The organism is Curvibacter cyanobacteriorum (assembly GCF_028649475.1).
Lineage (GTDB): Bacteria > Pseudomonadota > Gammaproteobacteria > Burkholderiales > Burkholderiaceae_C > Curvibacter > Curvibacter cyanobacteriorum.
In genome coordinates this window covers 364806-380797 of record NZ_JAQSIP010000001.1, presented here as the reverse complement: position 1 = coordinate 380797, position 15992 = coordinate 364806, and the positions used below count along the sequence as shown (strand labels likewise).

Here is a 15992-nt window from a genome sequence, read left to right as displayed (position 1 = left end):
GGCCTGGCGTCCGAGGGGGCCGGTCAGCTGCGCTGACGCAGGGCCTCGTACAGGCACACGCCGCTGGCGACCGACACGTTGAGGCTCTCCACCGCGCCCGCCATCGGGATGCTGACCAGCTCGTCGCAGGTCTTGCGGGTCAGCTGGCGCATGCCGTCGCCCTCGGCGCCCAGCACCAGGGCGGTGGGGCCTTTGAGGTCGACCTGGTAGAGGGTCTTGGGGGCGTCACCGCTGGTGCCGATGCACCAGATGTTGCGCTCCTTGAGCTCGCCCAGCGTGCGGGCCAGGTTGGTGACCATGAAATACGGCATGGTCTCGGCGGCCCCGCTGGCCACCTTGGCCACCGTGGCATTGATGCCCGCCGCGTGGTCCTTGGGGGCGATCACGGCATGGGCGCCAGCGCCATCGGCCACCCGCAGGCAGGCGCCGAGGTTGTGCGGGTCGGTGATGCCATCCAGCACCAGCAGCAGCGGCGGGCCCTTCACCTGGTCCAGCAGGTCGTCCAGGGACTTGACCTGGGCGGTGGGTTCGACGCGGGCGGCCACCCCCTGGTGGCCATGGCTGCCGGCGAGCTTGGCCAGGCGCAGGCCGTCGGCCTCGATCAGGCGCACACCGGCTTCGCGCACGCGCTCCAGGAACTGGCGCATGCGCGCATCGCGGCGCGTGGGCTCGAAATAGATTTCGATGATGGTCTGGGGCGCGGTCTTGAGCCGCACGCCCACGGCATGGAAGCCGAACAGCACTTTGGGGGATGACATCACCCGATTATCGGGCATCCGCCTGGGGCCCCTGCCCCAGCGCCGGGCTGGCCCCTCCCGGGCAAGCCGCTGGGGTCACGCCTCAGAGGCTGTCGCCCAGGCCACTTTCGGCGCGGACCTGCCCCGCCTCGATCACGATGCGGTGCTCGCAACGCGCCGCGATACCGCGGTCGTGGGTGACCAACACCAGGGTGGTGCCGAACTCGCGGTTGAGTTCGAACATCAGCGACATGATGTTGTCGCCGGTGGCAAAGTCCAGACTGCCCGTGGGTTCGTCGGCCAGCAGCAAGGCGGGTTGCACCACAAAGGCCCGTGCCAGGGCCACGCGCTGCTGCTCACCGCCCGACAGCACGCGCGGGTAATGGCCCAGGCGTTGCCCCAGGCCGACCCGCTTCAGCATCTCGGTGGCGGCCTGACGCGCGTCGCGGCGGCCCGACAGCTCGAGCGGCAGCATGACGTTCTCCAACGCGCTGAGGTTGCCCATCAGCTGGAAGCTCTGGAACACAAACCCCACCTGGCGCGCGCGCAAGGCGGCCCGCGCGTCCTCGTCGAGCGCAAACAGGTCCACGCCCCCCAGGTGCACCGTGCCCTGGGTGGGAGTGTCCAGGCCCGCCATGATGGACAGCAAGGTACTTTTGCCCGAGCCCGAGGCGCCCACGATGGCCGCGGTTTCCCGCGCCGCCAGCCGGAAATCGATATCGCGCAAAATGTCCAGCGTGCCGGTGGAATCGGTGACCGACTTGAACACATGGTCCACCGAGATGATCGCGGGCGTGAGGGATTCGGACATGAAAGGCTTTGCGTTTTGAAGCAGTTGAATGATCAAGAAAATCCGGGGCCCCGCTGGGGCCACCGCCGCCACTTTATCCGCAGCGGCTTGCTTGGCATCGTTGCAGGGTCATGTGGCATGGCTGTGAAGGCCCAGACACCGGGCCGCCGCACCGTGCTGGTGGTCGGTGACTCGATGAGTGCCGAGTATGGCCTGCGCCGCGGCAGCGGCTGGGTGGCCTTGCTGGCCCAGAAGGTCAGCAGCGAGGCCCCGCGCTTCGAGGTGCAGAACGCCAGCATCAGTGGCGACACCACCTCGGGCGGGCGCTCGCGGCTGCCGGCCCTGCTGAACCAGCACAAGCCGCAGGTGGTGGTGATCGAGTTGGGCGGCAATGACGCCCTGCGCGGGCTGCCGCTGAAGATGACCGAGGACAACCTGACGCAGATGGTGCAGGCCAGCCAGGCGGTGGGGGCCAAGGTGCTGCTGGTGGGCATGCAGGTGCCCCCGAACTACGGCGCCGCTTACAGCGAGGACTTCAGCCGCACGTTTGCGCGCGTAGCCACGGCCCAAAAAACCGCGCTGGTGCCGTTCTTGTTGAAGGGGGTGGCCGATGGTCCGGATGCGATGCGCCTGTTCCAGGCCGACCGCATCCACCCGACCGAGGCGGCCCAGGCGCAAATGCTGGCCAATGTGTGGCCCGAGTTGAAACGCCTGCTCAAGTGAGGTCATCGCCCGGGGGCCTGGGCCTGTTCGGCGCCAGGGCCGCCGCGGCGGGGGCCGCCAGCACGGCGCGTACTGCTTGTGCAGCTTGTGCGAGGCGAGGCGAGGCGCGGCGCGGCTGCAGACCTCAGGCCGTGGCCTGAGGCGGGGGCGGCAGGTCGCCCTGCGGAGCGGCATCAGCGGGGCGGTCGTCCGGGGCCAACGACCCGTCCTGCGAGTCCAGGAACTCCCCACCAGGCGCCTTCCGATCCGCTTTGGCTTTCAGTTTCTCTTCTTTTTTTCGTTTCTTCGCCAGTTCCTTCTGACGCTTTTCGTAGCCATAGTTCGGTGTTGCCAAGTTGGGTTCTCCTTATCCAGTTGAAGTCCACTGTAACACCCGGTCTCTTTTTTCAGCCCAGGGGCTCGCTGGGCGGGGCCACTGGTGCAGCGGCTTCAGGGGCGGGCCACAGCACGGCCCCCCGGTAGGCGTGCCAGCTGGCGTGCCCCAGCCAGGGCCCCAACAGCACCAAACCCAGTCCCCAAGGCCACAGGGCCAAAGCGACCAGCACGGTGATGATCGCCGCCCACAAGAGCATCACCCCGGTGTGGCCCAACACCACCCGCAGGCTGGTGATGGCGGCGGTGATGGCATCGGTGTCGCGGTCCAGGATCATGGGGATCGACACCACGGCGATCGAGTACACCAGGCTCGCAAAGAGGCCCCCCACCACGGTGTAGACGGCCACGAACTCCCAGTTCTCGGGGTTGAAGACGGCCTGGATCACCCCGGTGGTCGACGGCATGCCCGTGTTGAAGAACACCGCAAACACCACCAGGGAGGCGCGGCCCCAGATCAGCTCCAGCACCAGCAGCACCAGGACCAGCATCGCCATGCTGCCCATGTGGCGGTCCCAGCAGACCAGCGACAGCCCCAGCTCGGGCTTCTGGCCCCGCTCACGTCGGCGGCTCGCGTCGTAGAGGCCCATCGCTAAAAACGGGCCCAGCAGCAGGCAGCCCGAGGCGATGGACATGGTGTATTCGGGGTTGCTGCGGAACACCCAGCCCAGCAGCAGGGCCATGCCCCAGAAGCAAACGCCGTAAAACAGCGCCAGACCCGGGGCGGCCATCAGGTCGGCGCCCCCCCGCGCCAGCCAGCGCCAGGGGTCGGCGAAGGTAAGAGGCGCCAAGCGCAGCCGATTGGCCTCGGCACTGTCGGGGGCCCGGTCCGCCGCCGGGCTGCCTGGGGCCGCCGCGTTGGCTGAGGGCGTGGGGCCTGGGTCAACCGATGCGGCCGGCTTCACCGGCTGAACCGAACCGGGGACTTGTGCAAGAGGAGCTGCCATGGGGTGCCTGTGCCTTTGCGCAGTGGTGGGGACCGAAGAAGCCCCCACAGGCTAACCCCAGCCCCGCCTGGCGGGTACTCAGGAAACTACCAAGCCCCCCGCCAGGGCCCGCAACGGTCGCTGCGTGGGACCGGACGGTCAGTGCCCCCCCTGCCCAGCGGCGCTGAGGCCCCGCGCGGGATCAGAGCGCAGGCAAGGCGTGGGCCAGGGCCTGGGCCAAATCGGCCTGCAGGTCAGCGACCGCCTCGAGACCGACCGAGAAACGCACCAGGTGCCCCGGCTGCAGGTGCGGGGTGGGCTGCTGCCGCATGCTGGCCAGGTCATAGGGCACCACCAGGCTGATCGGCCCGCCCCAGCTGTAGCCCAGCTTGAACAACTGCAGGGCGTCGCAGAAAGCGTCCACCTGGGCCGGGCTGTAGCGCGGATCCAGCAGCACGCTGAACAAGCCCGCGGCGGCCCCGGTGCCGCCCTCCACGTGGCCGCACAGTGCCTGCCAATGGGCATGCCCCGGCGCACCGGGCAAGGCAGGGTGCAGCACCTGCACCACCTCCGAACGCTGCTGCAGCCAGCGCGCCAGCGTGCGCGCCGCCTGGTCATGGGCCCGGTACCGCAGCGCGATGCTGGGCAGCGAACGCAGCACGGTTTCGACGTCGTTGGCCCCCACCCCCAGGCCCAGCCGCATGTGGCAGCCTTTCAGGCGCAGGTGCAAGGCCTCGTCGCGGGTGATGACGCTGCCCATCAGCACGTCGCCGCCCCCACTGGGGTACTTGGTCAGGGCGTGGGCGCTGATGTCCACGCCCCAGCCCTCGCCCAAATCGAACGGGTTGAAGGCCAGGCCGGCGCCCCAGGTGTTGTCCAGCGCCACCAGGGCCCCGTGTTCGCGGCAGACCCGGGTCAGGGCCGGCAGGTCGGGGAACTCCATCGTGACCGAGCCCGGGGCTTCGAGCCACACCAGGCGGGTGCGCGGGCCCAGGCGGCGGGCCAGGTCGTCCACCGACAACGGGTCGTACCACTGGTGGGTGATGCCCCAGCGCGCCAGTTCGCCCTCGGCCAGGGCCTTGTTGGGGCCGTAGGCGTTGTCGGGCATCAGCACCTCGTCGCCCGTCTTGAGCAAGGCCAACGCCACATTGGCCAGCGCGGCCAGGCCGCTGGGCACCAGCAGGCACTGCAGGCCGCCTTCGAGGTGGCACAGGCGCTCTTCCAGCGTGAACGTGGTGGGCGTGCCGTGCAGGCCATAGGTGTAGCCCTGGCGGCTGCGCCAGTCGCGCGAGCGCATGGCCGCCGTGTTGGCAAACACGACCGTGGAGGCCTTGTGCACCGCTGGCTGGGGGGCCTGGAAGCCCGGGGGCGGCTGGTAGGGGTGGTGGATCAGCTCGGTGAGCGGCTGGCGCGGGGTCGGTTGGGGCTCGTTCATGGCCCAATGGTATCGCCGCCCCGGCCCCGTGCGCCCCCAAACCAAGCCCCGCGGCCGGGGGGCGGACAGGCACCGCACTTTGGCGTCAAAATCCAGGGCACCCCCGCCGCCCCGCCGCGCCACCGGACTCTGCTTTGAAAAACGACCGCCTGCACCGCCTGTTCCCTTTTCTCAACTGGCCCCGCCCGTCCAAAAGCCTGCTGCTCAATGAATTCGCGGCCGGCATGACGGTGGGCCTGATGCTGCTGCCACAGGGCGTGGCCTACGCGGCGCTCGCCGGGATGCCCTTGATCACTGGCATCTATGCCTCGATCGTGCCCGCCGTGGTGGCGGTGCTGTGGAGTTCATCGACCCGGCTGGGCGTGGGCCCGACGGCGCTGAGCAGCCTGTTGATCGGGGCCTCGCTGTCGGGCCTGGCCGAGCCCGGCAGCGACACCTGGGTCTCGCTGGCGGTGTGGCTGGCCCTGTTCTCGGGTGGGCTGCAACTGCTGCTGGGCCTGGGGCGCTTTGGCTGGCTGCTGAACCTGGTCAGCTCGCCCGTGCTGTCGGGCTTCACCCAGGCCGCGGCGCTGCTGATCTTGGGCTCACAGATGCGGGCCCTGACCGGGCTGCGCGCCGACGCCACCGACTGGCTGTCGCTGCCGTCCCACGACCTGACGGCGCTCGGGTTTGGCCTGGGCTCCCTCGCCCTGCTGCTGGCCGCCAAACGCTGGGTGCCGCGCTGGCCGGCCGCCATCATGGTGGTGGCCGCGGCCGGCGCGCTGAGCGCCTGGACCGGCTTCGCCGACCAGGGCGGGGCCGTGGTCGGCGCCCTGCCCGCCGGCCTGCCCCATTTCTACTGGCCCGACAGCCTGCCGCTGAACGCCTTTGGGCAGTTGGTGATGCCGGCGTTGGTCATCACCCTGATCAGCTTCCTGGAAACCGCCTCCAGCGCCAAGGTCGAAAACCAGCGCGGCGGCACCCAGTGGAACGAGAACCAGGACCTGATTGGCCAGGGCCTGGCCAAGATCGCCTCGGGCCTCAGCGGCTCCTTTCCGATCAGCGCCTCGTTTTCGCGCTCGGCCGTCAACCTGTACGCAGGGGCCAAAACCGGCTGGGCCACCCTGTTCTCCGTGCTGCTGGTGGTGGTGGTGCTGCTGTTCCTGACCCCCTACATGTTCCATGTACCGCAGGCGGTGCTGGCGGCCATCGTGGTGGCTGCGGTGCTCAACCTGATCAAACCACTGCAACTGCTGGGGCTGTGGAAGATCTCGCGCGTGGAGGCCATCACGGCCTTTGCCACCTTTGGCCTGACGCTGCTGACGGCGCCCCAGCTTTATTGGGGCGTGCTGGCCGGTCTGGTGGCCAGCCTGACCCATTTTCTGTACCAGCGCCTGCACCCCCGCATCATCGAGGTCGGCCTGCACCCCGACGGCAGCCTGCGCGACCGCCACCTTTGGCAGCTGCCCCTGCTGGCCCCCAAGGTGCTGGCCTTGCGCATGGACGCCGAGCTGGACTTTGCCTCCGCCAGCACGCTGGAGCGCCACCTGGTGGACCAGCTGAGCCAGCGACCGGACACACAAGCCGTCTGCCTGTTCGCCCAACCCATCAACCGCATCGATGTGACCGGGGTTGAAGCCTTCCAGCAGATCACCCAGATGTTGCGGGAGCGCAGCATTCCGCTGTTCATCAGCGGGCTGAAGTTGCCCGTGGACACCGTGCTGCGCCGCGCGGGCTGCCTGCAGGAAAGCCCCTGGTTGTTCACAGCCCGCACCGATGTGGAAACTTTGGCCTTGTTGAAGAATTTCACAATTCAACGGTAAAGGCGGGCAGAAGGCCGGCTTTTCTCGGCGGAGCAAGACAAACGGTACTGTTAAACTCGCCCAAACTCTTGCCCCAGACCCTTCGTGTCCTCTTCCCCGGCCTCTGCAACGATCGAACTGAGCAAACTGCGCCTCGATACCGCACAGGCCCTGTTGGCCCAGGACGAGGAACACGCGCTCCCTGAAGCTGACTCGCCCACCGGCTACCTGCAGAACCTGATTGACGGTTTGTGTGAGCTGTCCCTCAAAGACCCACTGACGGGGCTGGCCAACCGGCGACAGTTCCGCGCGGTGCTGGAGCGCGAGGTGGACCGCGTCACGCGCACCGGCGAATCGGCCTTGCTGCTGATGCTGGACATCGACCACTTCAAGGCCGTCAACGACAACCATGGCCACCCCGCGGGTGACTTGGTGCTGCAAGCGGTGGCCCAAACCCTGGCCGGCTGTGTGCGTCCCATGGACACCCTGGCCCGCTACGGGGGCGAAGAGTTCGCTGTCGTCCTGCCAGGTTGCCAAGCGGCGTTTGGCGAGGCGGTCGCAGAACGGATTCGCAGCATCGTCGAAAGCACGCCGATCACGATTGAACCGGGGCTGCAGATTCATGTGACGGTGAGCATCGGAGGCTCCTTCACCCTGCCCTGGGTCAAGGCCAGCATCCCGGCCTGGATCGACCGGGCCGATCACCAGTTGTACCGTGCCAAGTCCGAGGGTCGAAACCGGGTCTGCCTCGACTTCCCCCCCGACAGCACGGTCAGTGCCGAGGAGAAAGGCTTGTTGTTCAACCACCTGCCCGACCCCGTCACCGACGACATGGACCCCTACCTCAGCGACCCGGCCGACAGCGCCAACCGAAAGTGAATAGATGAGCGAAGCGCTGAAACCCACCCTCCACCCGGCCGCCGTCTCGGCCAAGGTCATGGCCATCACCAGTGGCAAAGGCGGCGTCGGTAAAACCTTTGTGGCGGCCAACCTGGCGGCGGCGCTGACGCGCCGTGGTCAGCGCGTGCTGGTGCTCGACGCCGACCTGGGCCTGGCCAACCTAGACGTGGTGCTGAACCTGCACCCCAAGGTCACGCTGCACGATGTCTTCACCGGCAAGGCCACCGTGGACCAGGCCATCGTGAAGGCGCCAGGCGGCTTCTCGGTGCTGCTCGCGGGCTCGGGCATGGTCGAGTATTCGCGCCTCACCCCCGAGGTGCGGGATGAGTTCGTGCGGGTGCTCAAGGGCCTGCTGCCACGGTTTGATGTGGTGCTGCTGGACACCGGCGCAGGCATCTCGGACGTGGTGCTGTTCGCCATCTCGCTGGCCGGCGAAGTGCTGATCGTGGCCACCCCGGAGCCCACCTCGCTGACCGATGCTTACGCGGCCATCAAGGTGCTGTCGATGCAGCAAAAGCGCCGCCATGTGCGCATGATCATCAACCAGACCGTGCGCCCCGGCGACGGCCGCGCCATCACGGGTCAGCTGCAGCAGGTGCTGGACCGTTTTGTCAGCACCGACACGGGCCGCCCGGTGCGCCTGATCCACCTGGGCGACATCCCGGCCGACCCGTCGGTGCGCGACGCTGTCATGCGGCGCCAGCTGCTGTCGCTGCACAACCCCAACAGCCCGGCCGCGCTGGCGATTGCCCAGCTGGCCAACAAGATCGACGAAACCGTGCTGATGCAGGGCTGAGCCCGGCCCCCCAGGGGCACTGAAGCGCCGACAAAAAAGCCCTGCTGGCGAACGCCAACAGGGCTTTTTTGATGCGGGCTTGTGGGCCATGCCTGGCGGCGGCTCAGCGCGCGTCCGGGTGGCTTCAGGGGCGGCTGAATCGCCCGATCATGGCGACCCGGCCGCCAGGGCCAAAGCAGGGACTGGCGGGCGCGCTCAGATCTTCCACTTCTCCAGCAGCTTCTCGGGGCGCAGGCTGTCGTAGCTCTCGAAGGGCTGGTGGATCCAGGGGTTGGTCGGCAGGTATTCCACCGAGTAGTCGGGGCTGAAAATCGAGACCTGCTTGGTCCAGATGACCGCGCTGCGCAGCTCGGTGATCGGGCTGTAGTTGGTCTTCAGCATGTTGATCACGGCGTTCAGGGTGTGGCCCGAATCCGCCAGGTCATCGACCAGCAGCACGCGGCCGGCGATCTCCCCCTTGGGGGTGGTGATGAAGCGGGCGATGTCGAGGTGGCCCTGCACCGTGCCGGCTTCGGCGCGGTAGGAGCTGGTCGACATGATGGCCAGGGGCTTGTCGAAAATGCGGCTCAGGATGTCGCCGGGGCGCATGCCGCCACGGGCCAGACACAGGATGGTGTCAAACTGCCAGCCCGACTGGTGGATCTTGATGGCCAGTTTTTCAATGAGGCTGTGGTACTCGTCGTAGCTCACGTACAGGTGTTTGCCGTCTTCGGTCAGCATCGGATAGCTCCTGGGTGGGTCACCAAAAAAGCCCGCTGCGCCAGGGCAGCGGGCTCATTATTGTTGAAATTGTCGGGAAAAGTAAAAACCAATCAGGCCAGGTATGGGTGGCGCATCATGATGGTGTGGTCGCGGTCCGGGCTGGTCGAGATGACGTGGATGGGCACCCCGGTCACTTGCTCGATGCGCTGCAGGTACAGGCGCGCGTTGACCGGCAACTTGTCGTAGTCGGTCACGCCCACGGTGCTGTCGGTCCAGCCTTCGATGGTTTCGTAGATCGGCTTGCAACGGGCGATGTCGTCTGCGCCCATCGGCAGTATGTCGATCACTTCGCCGTCGAGTTCATAGCCGGTGCACAGCTTGAGTTCCGACAGGCCGTCGAGCACGTCGAGCTTGGTGATGCACAGGCCCGTCAGGCCGTTGACTTGCGCACTGCGCTTGAGCAGCGCGGCGTCGAACCAACCGCAACGGCGGCTGCGACCCGTGGTCACGCCCTTCTCGGCGCCGATGGTGCTCATGTGCCAGCCCGGCGTGCCTTCTTTTTCCCACTCGAGTTCGGTCGGGAACGGACCACCGCCCACGCGGGTGCAGTAGGCCTTGGTGATGCCCAGGATGTAGTGCAGCATGCCCGGGCCCACGCCCGAACCCGCAGCGGCGTTGCCCGCCACGCAGTTGCTCGAGGTGACGTACGGGTAGGTGCCGTGGTCCACGTCCAGCAGCGTGCCCTGTGCGCCTTCGAACAGCAGGTTGGCGCCCTTTTGGTGCGCGTCATTGAGTTCACGCGAGACGTCGGCCATCATGGGCTTGAGCAGCTCGGCGTGGCGCATGGCTTCGTCAAACACCGGCTGGAACTGCACCTCGCCGTCCACGATGTAGGGCTTGAGCGCGTCGCCAAACACAAACTTACCCGACCCCAGGAAGGTGGTCAGAACGTGGTTGTGCAAGGCCAGCAGCTCGCGCAGCTTGGCGGCAAAGCGCTCGGGGTACTTGAGGTCTTGCACGCGCAGGGCGCGGCGCGCGATCTTGTCTTCGTAAGCCGGGCCGATGCCGCGGCCGGTGGTGCCGATCTTCTCGGTGCCGCCTTGTTCGCGGGCCGCCTCGCGGGCCACGTCCAGCGCAGCATGGAACGGCAGGATCAGCGGGCAAGCCTCGCTGATGCGCAGGCGCGAGCGCACTTCAACACCGGCCTTCTCAAGGCCTTCGATTTCTTCGAACAGCTTGGCCGCCGACAGCACCACACCGTTGCCGATGTAGCACTTGACGCCGGGACGCATGATGCCGCTGGGGATCAGGTGCAGGGCGGTCTTGACGCCATTGATCACCAAGGTGTGGCCCGCGTTGTGGCCGCCCTGGAAGCGGACCACGCCCTGGGCGCTTTCGGTCAGCCAGTCCACGAGCTTGCCCTTGCCTTCGTCGCCCCATTGGGTACCGACGACCACCACATTACGACCGCTTGTCTTATTCATCACTGTATCTATATCAAAGGGATTTCACGACCCACTGGCCGGCACTGGAAACCAGTTGGCGATCGCAATGGAACTCATCGACTTCACTCTCATGGCCAGGCAGGACACAGACCACGGTTTCGCCTTGCTCACGCAAGGCGGCGACCGCCGCGCGCAAGGCCGGATCCAGGCCCCAGGGCGCGCGGATGGCGGCCTTGAGGGCACGCGGCGCCACCACCCCGACCAGCTCGCGCAGGTCCAGGCTGAAGCCCGCCGCGGGGCGGTTGCGGCCAAACACCGCCCCCACCTCGTCGTAGCGACCACCGCGCACCAGGGCATCGCTGGCACCGGGCACGAAGATCGAGAAACGGGCGCCGCTGTAGTAAGCGTAGCCTCGCATGTCGGCCAGATCGAAAGTGACGTTGACGTCACCGAGCTGGGCGGCCAGCCAGCGCAATTGCGCCAGCGCCGCCAGCAAATCGGGGTGGGCCGCGAACACGCGCTGGGCCTCGTCGAGCACCGACGCATCGCCATACAGACCCGGCAGGGCCTGCAGCAGCTCGCGCACCGGCTGGGGCAGCGCGGCGGTGATCTGACGCAGCTCGCTGCCCGCCTTGGCCGCCAAGGCCTGTTGCAGGTCGTGCAGGCGCGCGGGCTCGATCGCCAGGCCGTTGAGGATGCCGCGCAGGATGCGCGCATCGGCCAGGTCGACGCTGACCCCGTTCACACGGGCGGCATGCAGGCACTGCAATGCCAGCTGCACCGCTTCGAGGTCGGCCTCGGGGCCGGCATGGCCGTAGATTTCGGCGCCAAACTGAAGCGGCTCGCGGGTCGCATGCGGGCGGTCCGGGCGCGTGTGCAACACCGGCCCGCAGTAGCACAGGCGGGTCACGCCTTGGCGGTTCAGCAGGTGGGCATCGATGCGGGCCACCTGGGAGGTGGTGTCCGCGCGCAGACCCATGGTGCGGCCTGAGAGCTGATCCACCAACTTGAAGGTCAGCAGGTCAAGCGCTTCGCCGGTACCGGTCAGCAGCGATTCAAGGTGCTCGAGCAGGGGCGGCATGACCAGCTCATAGCCGTGGCCGCGCGCCGTGTCGAGCAGGGCGCGGCGCAGTTCTTCGATGTGCCGGGCCTCAGAGGGCAGGACATCGGCAATGTGATCCGGCAGGACCCAAGCAGACATGGATGAAGGGGGGCTGTTAAAAACGCGATTTTACAGATGTTGGCGGGACCACTCAGAAGAGGGTCCACACCAGGGCCAAACCAGCGAGGATGCTGAGCAGGCCCACGAAGCGAATCTGGCCGTCTTGCAGCTGCAAAAGACGGCTGAAGGTCTGGCGCCAGCCGCCCGGTGAGATGAAGGGGAACAGCCCCTCAATCACCAGGACGAAGGCCAGGGCCAGCCACAGGGCATCCAGCGCCAAAACGGGGACTCACTTCTTGGCGGCTGCGGCGGCCGCTGCACCGCTGGCACCGCCGCGGAAGACCCGGAAGAACTCGGAGCTGGCGGGATCCACCACGACCACATCGCTCTTCTTGTTGAGCGTGGCCTTGTAGGCGTCGAGGCTGCGGTAGAACTGCGCGAAGGCCGGGTCCTTGCCAAAGGCTTCGGCGTAGATGCGGGCCGCCTCGGCATCGCCCTCACCCTTGATCTGCTGGGCTTCGCGGTAGGCGTTGGCGATGGTGACTTCACGCTGGCGATCGGCATCGGCGCGGATCTTTTCGCCCTCGGCGCCCCCGGTGGAGCGCAGTTCATTGGCCACGCGCTTGCGCTCGGCTTCCATGCGGCGGTACACCGATTCGGTGATCGCATCCACATAGTCCACGCGCGTGATGCGCACGTCGACCACGTCCACCCCCCAGGGCTTGGCGCCCTTGACCACGGCCAGCACTTCACGGCGCACGTCGGTCATCAGGGCATCGCGCTTGAGCGACAGCAGCTCTTTCACGGTGCGCTTGTTGACTTCTTCCTGGAAGGCGTTGCGCACCACTCGGTTCAGCTGGTTGGCACCAGCGCTTTCGTCCAGACCCACGTTGCGGATGTACTCGCTCGGGTCGGTGATGCGCCAGCGCACGTACCAGTCGATCACCACGCGCTGCTTCTCAGCGGTCAGCATGGGCTCGATGTCGTTGCCGTCCAGCGTCAGCAGGCGCTTGTCGATGTAGGACACGTTCTGGAACGGCGGCGGCAGCTTGAAGTTCAGGCCGGGCTCGGTGATGACTTCCTTGATCTGACCCAAGGCATAGACCACGCCAAACTGGCGCTGGTCCACCACGAACAGGGTGGAGCTGGCCAGGGCCAGCAGCACCAGCAGGGAGGAAATGAAAAATCCGATTCGATTCACGAAGCTACTCCCTAGCGCGAGTCACGATCACGCGAGCGGCCGTTGTCACGGGCCCGGGCGTCGCTGGAAAAATTGGAAGGACCCGTCGCCGGCGTTTGCGCTGCGGGCACGGTCGCGGCAGGCGCCGCGTCAGCCGGTGCGCCGGTGGCCGGCATCTGCAGCAGCTTGTCCAGCGGCATGTAGAGCATGCTGCCCCCCTGGCGGGACTCGATCAGCACCTTGCTGACGTTGCCGTAGATCTGCTGCATGGTGTCGATGTACATGCGGTCGCGGGTCACCTGCGGCGCCTTCTGGTACTCGGCCAGCACCGACTTGAAGCGCTGGGCATCACCCTGGGCCTGTGCCACGATGCGGGCCTTGTAGGCGTCGGCTTCTTCCTTGAGGCGCGAGGCCGAACCGACCGCGCGCGGCACCACGTCGTTGGCGTAGGCCTGCGCTTCGTTCTTGGCGCGCTCGCGTTCCTGACCGGCCTTGAGCACATCGTCAAAAGCCGACTGCACTTGCTCGGGCGGACGCACGCCGCCTTGCTGCAGGTTGATGCCCACGACCTCGACGCCCACCTTGTAGCGGTCGAGGATGCTTTGCATCAGGGTGCGCACGCGCGGTGCGATCTGGTCGCGCTCGTCGGCCAGGGCCGTGTCCATGCGCATCTTGCCCACCACCTCGCGCACCGCCGTCTCGGCGGCCTGCACCACGGCCTCGCCGGGGTTCTTGGATTCGAACAGCCAGGCACGGGCATCGTTCAGGCGGTACTGCACCGCGAACTTGATCTCGACGATGTTCTCGTCCTCGGTCAGCATCGCCGACTCGCGCAGACCGGTGCTCTTGATCACCGTGTCACGGCCGACGTCAACCGAGCGGATCTGGGTCACAAACACCAGCTCATGGCGCTGGATCGGGTACGGCAGGCGCCAGTTGAAACCCGCCCCCACGGTCGACTTGTAGCGACCGAACTGGGTGATCACGGCCTGCTGGCCTTCTTGCACGATGAAGAAACCCGTGCCCAGCCAGATCAGCAGGGCCACCGCGGCCACCAGGCCCAGGCCCAGGCCGGCGTTCTTGAAGTCGGGCTGGTACCCGCCGCCCGAACCGTTGCTGCCCGAGCCACCGCCCTGACCGCCGCCATTGCCACCAAAGAGCTTGCCCAACTTGCGGTTGAGGTCACGCCACAACTCGTCCAGGTCAGGCGGCTGAGCGCCCTGCCCTTTGCGGGGATCCTGGGGGTCTTTTTCAGGCCGCCCCCGATCGCCAGACGAATCGTCACCGCGCCCCCAGCGGGGATCGTTGAGATTGAACATCCCCCTGATACGGCCAGACACCGATGTCCAGCCCAAGGCCTTGGTATTGAAGTTCATTAGCGTTGCTCTTTTCTTGTTCGTTCCCGATTGTGCCCAATCAGAAGGGGACCGGGGCCAATTCCGGTCCAGGGTCTCCGGGTTCTCCAGGCTGAGCGTGGGCCAGGGCCAACGCTGCCAGTTGTTGTCGCAGGACGGGCAAGCCTTTGCCGCTGCGCGCACTCAGAAACACCCGCGTCACCTGCCGTCCTTCGAGCTCAAAAGTGTCTTGAAGGTTCAACGGTTGTTGTTCGGCCTCGATCGCGTCGAGCTTGTTGAAGACCAGCAGCTGCGGCACGTCCGCCGCCCCGATCTCGGCCAACACCCGCTGCACTTCCTGCAGCTGTTCGGGGTAGTCGGGGTTGGCGGCATCGACCACGTGCAGCAGCAGGTCGGCATCGGCCGCCTCCTGCAGCGTGGCCTGGAAGGCATCGATCAGACCGTGCGGCAGGTCGCGGATGAACCCCACGGTGTCGGACAGCGACACCGAGCGCCCGGCCTCCCCCAGGTAGAGCTGGCGGGTTGTTGTGTCGAGCGTGGCAAACAGCTGGTCGGCCGCATAGGCACGGGCCTTGACCAGTGCATTGAACAAGGTCGATTTGCCCGCGTTGGTGTAGCCCACCAGGGAGATGTTGAAGGTGTCGCGGCGCTCGCGCTGGCGGCGCTGGGTGTTGCGCTGGCGCTTGACCTTCTCGAGCCGCTCCTTGGTGCGCTTGATGGCCTCACCAATCATGCGGCGGTCCAGTTCGATCTGGGTTTCGCCAGGGCCGCCCCGGGTGCCAATGCCCCCGCGCTGCCGCTCCAAGTGGGACCAACGGCGGACCAGGCGGGTGCTGATGTACTGCAGCCGGGCCAGTTCGACCTGCAACTTGCCCTCGAAGCTGCGCGCGCGCTGGGCAAAGATCTCGAGGATGAGCAAGGTCCGGTCGTTGACCGGCAAGCCGAGGTGACGCTCCAGGTTGCGCTGTTGCGCGGGGCTCAGGGATTGGTCAAACAGCACCTCGACGGCGCCGTGCTGCTCGGCCATGAAACGGATCTCATCGGCCTTGCCGCTGCCCACGAACAGCGCGGCATCGGGTGCGCGGCGCTTGCAGGTGATGCGGGCCACGGGCGCCAAGCCCGCGGTCTGGGCCAGCAAGCCCAATTCTTCGAGGTCCGCATCAAAATGGGGACCACCCAGGTCCACCCCCACAAGGATGACCGGGGTGGGTGCTGGTGAATTCTTGTCAGTCAAATGAACGTAGCCTGTAAAAAAGCCGGCCGCCCCCCTCGCGGGGGACGGCCGGCTTCCGGTTCACTGAGCGGCTGCGGAGTCTGCAGCTTCGGCAGTGGAGAAGTTCACAGCACGACCCGGCACGATGGTCGAGATGGCATGCTTGTAAACCATTTGGGTCACGGTGTTGCGCAGCAACACCACGTACTGGTCGAACGACTCGATCTGACCTTGAAGCTTGATGCCGTTGACGAGGTAAATCGACACCGGCACATGCTCGCGGCGCAGTGCGTTCAGGAATGGGTCTTGAAGAAGCTGCCCTTTGTTGCTCACGATATTCTCCGTGTTCAAGATGTTGTTGGAAAGCGCCACCTTACCACAGGCCTTGACCCGCACAAGACACAAGGCTTATTTAGACCCACGCCAGGCCCCCAAGCGGGGGCTCGCCAGGTCCGCCGCCTGGCGGCGGGGGTTG

General features: G+C 66.7%; 17 protein-coding genes. 4 read left to right on the top strand and 13 right to left on the bottom strand.

Annotation, left to right across the window (positions count from 1 at the left end):
- Window positions 1-23 precede the first annotated feature (23 nt).
- Both rlmB and PSQ40_RS01655 read right to left on the bottom strand, forming a co-directional pair.
- A complete protein-coding gene (gene rlmB, locus PSQ40_RS01660) occupies window positions 24-758 on the bottom strand; it encodes a 23S rRNA (guanosine(2251)-2'-O)-methyltransferase RlmB (RefSeq protein WP_273948244.1) in 735 nt (244 codons plus the stop codon).
- 82 nt (window positions 759-840) lie between these two features.
- Window positions 841-1548: an ABC transporter ATP-binding protein gene (locus PSQ40_RS01655; protein WP_273948242.1), complete on the bottom strand. Its 708-nt coding sequence runs from the start codon at window positions 1546-1548 to the stop codon at window positions 841-843.
- Between the two features lie 117 nt (window positions 1549-1665).
- On the opposite strand from PSQ40_RS01655, the gene PSQ40_RS01650 reads away from it, so the two are divergent.
- Window positions 1666-2250: an arylesterase gene (locus PSQ40_RS01650; RefSeq protein ID WP_273948241.1), complete on the top strand. Its 585-nt coding sequence runs from the start codon at window positions 1666-1668 to the stop codon at window positions 2248-2250.
- Between the two features lie 124 nt (window positions 2251-2374).
- Here PSQ40_RS01650 and PSQ40_RS01645 read toward each other — a convergent pair whose 3' ends face one another.
- From PSQ40_RS01645 to PSQ40_RS01635, 3 genes are all read right to left on the bottom strand, one after another.
- The gene (locus PSQ40_RS01645; protein ID WP_273948240.1) at window positions 2375-2584 is read right to left on the bottom strand and encodes a hypothetical protein; all 210 of its coding nucleotides are present in this window, start codon (window positions 2582-2584) and stop codon (window positions 2375-2377) included.
- A gap of 52 nt (window positions 2585-2636) precedes the next feature.
- A complete protein-coding gene (locus PSQ40_RS01640; protein ID WP_273948238.1) occupies window positions 2637-3569 on the bottom strand; it encodes a DUF2189 domain-containing protein in 933 nt (310 codons plus the stop codon).
- 181 nt (window positions 3570-3750) lie between these two features.
- The gene (locus tag PSQ40_RS01635) at window positions 3751-4983 is read right to left on the bottom strand and encodes a PLP-dependent transferase (RefSeq protein WP_273948237.1); all 1233 of its coding nucleotides are present in this window, start codon (window positions 4981-4983) and stop codon (window positions 3751-3753) included.
- 134 nt (window positions 4984-5117) lie between these two features.
- On the opposite strand from PSQ40_RS01635, the gene PSQ40_RS01630 reads away from it, so the two are divergent.
- From PSQ40_RS01630 to PSQ40_RS01620, 3 genes are all read left to right on the top strand, one after another.
- Window positions 5118-6785: a SulP family inorganic anion transporter gene (locus PSQ40_RS01630; RefSeq protein ID WP_273948235.1), complete on the top strand. Its 1668-nt coding sequence runs from the start codon at window positions 5118-5120 to the stop codon at window positions 6783-6785.
- Between the two features lie 84 nt (window positions 6786-6869).
- Window positions 6870-7643, top strand: coding sequence for a GGDEF domain-containing protein (locus PSQ40_RS01625; protein ID WP_273948233.1), 774 nt, complete (start codon window positions 6870-6872; stop codon window positions 7641-7643).
- 4 nt (window positions 7644-7647) lie between these two features.
- Window positions 7648-8460, top strand: coding sequence for a MinD/ParA family protein (locus PSQ40_RS01620; protein WP_273948232.1), 813 nt, complete (start codon window positions 7648-7650; stop codon window positions 8458-8460).
- A gap of 195 nt (window positions 8461-8655) precedes the next feature.
- On the opposite strand, the gene PSQ40_RS01615 is transcribed toward PSQ40_RS01620, so the two are convergent.
- From PSQ40_RS01615 to hfq, 8 genes are all read right to left on the bottom strand, one after another.
- The gene (locus PSQ40_RS01615) at window positions 8656-9180 is read right to left on the bottom strand and encodes a phosphoribosyltransferase (protein WP_273948231.1); all 525 of its coding nucleotides are present in this window, start codon (window positions 9178-9180) and stop codon (window positions 8656-8658) included.
- A gap of 92 nt (window positions 9181-9272) precedes the next feature.
- Window positions 9273-10646: an adenylosuccinate synthase gene (locus PSQ40_RS01610; protein ID WP_273948230.1), complete on the bottom strand. Its 1374-nt coding sequence runs from the start codon at window positions 10644-10646 to the stop codon at window positions 9273-9275.
- A gap of 13 nt (window positions 10647-10659) precedes the next feature.
- The gene (locus PSQ40_RS01605) at window positions 10660-11808 is read right to left on the bottom strand and encodes an ATP phosphoribosyltransferase regulatory subunit (RefSeq protein ID WP_273948228.1); all 1149 of its coding nucleotides are present in this window, start codon (window positions 11806-11808) and stop codon (window positions 10660-10662) included.
- Between the two features lie 52 nt (window positions 11809-11860).
- Window positions 11861-12049 (bottom strand): DUF2065 domain-containing protein, encoded by a 189-nt coding sequence (locus tag PSQ40_RS01600; RefSeq protein WP_273948226.1) that lies wholly within the window; start codon window positions 12047-12049, stop codon window positions 11861-11863.
- Between the two features lie 9 nt (window positions 12050-12058).
- Window positions 12059-12970, bottom strand: coding sequence for a protease modulator HflC (gene hflC / locus PSQ40_RS01595; RefSeq protein WP_273948225.1), 912 nt, complete (start codon window positions 12968-12970; stop codon window positions 12059-12061).
- A gap of 11 nt (window positions 12971-12981) precedes the next feature.
- Window positions 12982-14325 carry an FtsH protease activity modulator HflK gene (hflK, locus tag PSQ40_RS01590; RefSeq protein WP_273948223.1) on the bottom strand — a complete coding sequence of 448 codons (1344 nt, stop codon included), beginning with the start codon at window positions 14323-14325 and terminating at the stop codon, window positions 12982-12984.
- Between the two features lie 40 nt (window positions 14326-14365).
- Window positions 14366-15538, bottom strand: a complete 1173-nt coding sequence (gene hflX, locus PSQ40_RS01585; RefSeq protein WP_273948222.1) for a GTPase HflX — start codon at window positions 15536-15538, stop codon at window positions 14366-14368.
- A 60-nt stretch (window positions 15539-15598) separates the two neighbouring features.
- The gene (gene hfq, locus PSQ40_RS01580) at window positions 15599-15850 is read right to left on the bottom strand and encodes an RNA chaperone Hfq (protein WP_273948221.1); all 252 of its coding nucleotides are present in this window, start codon (window positions 15848-15850) and stop codon (window positions 15599-15601) included.
- Window positions 15851-15992: the final 142 nt, after the last annotated feature.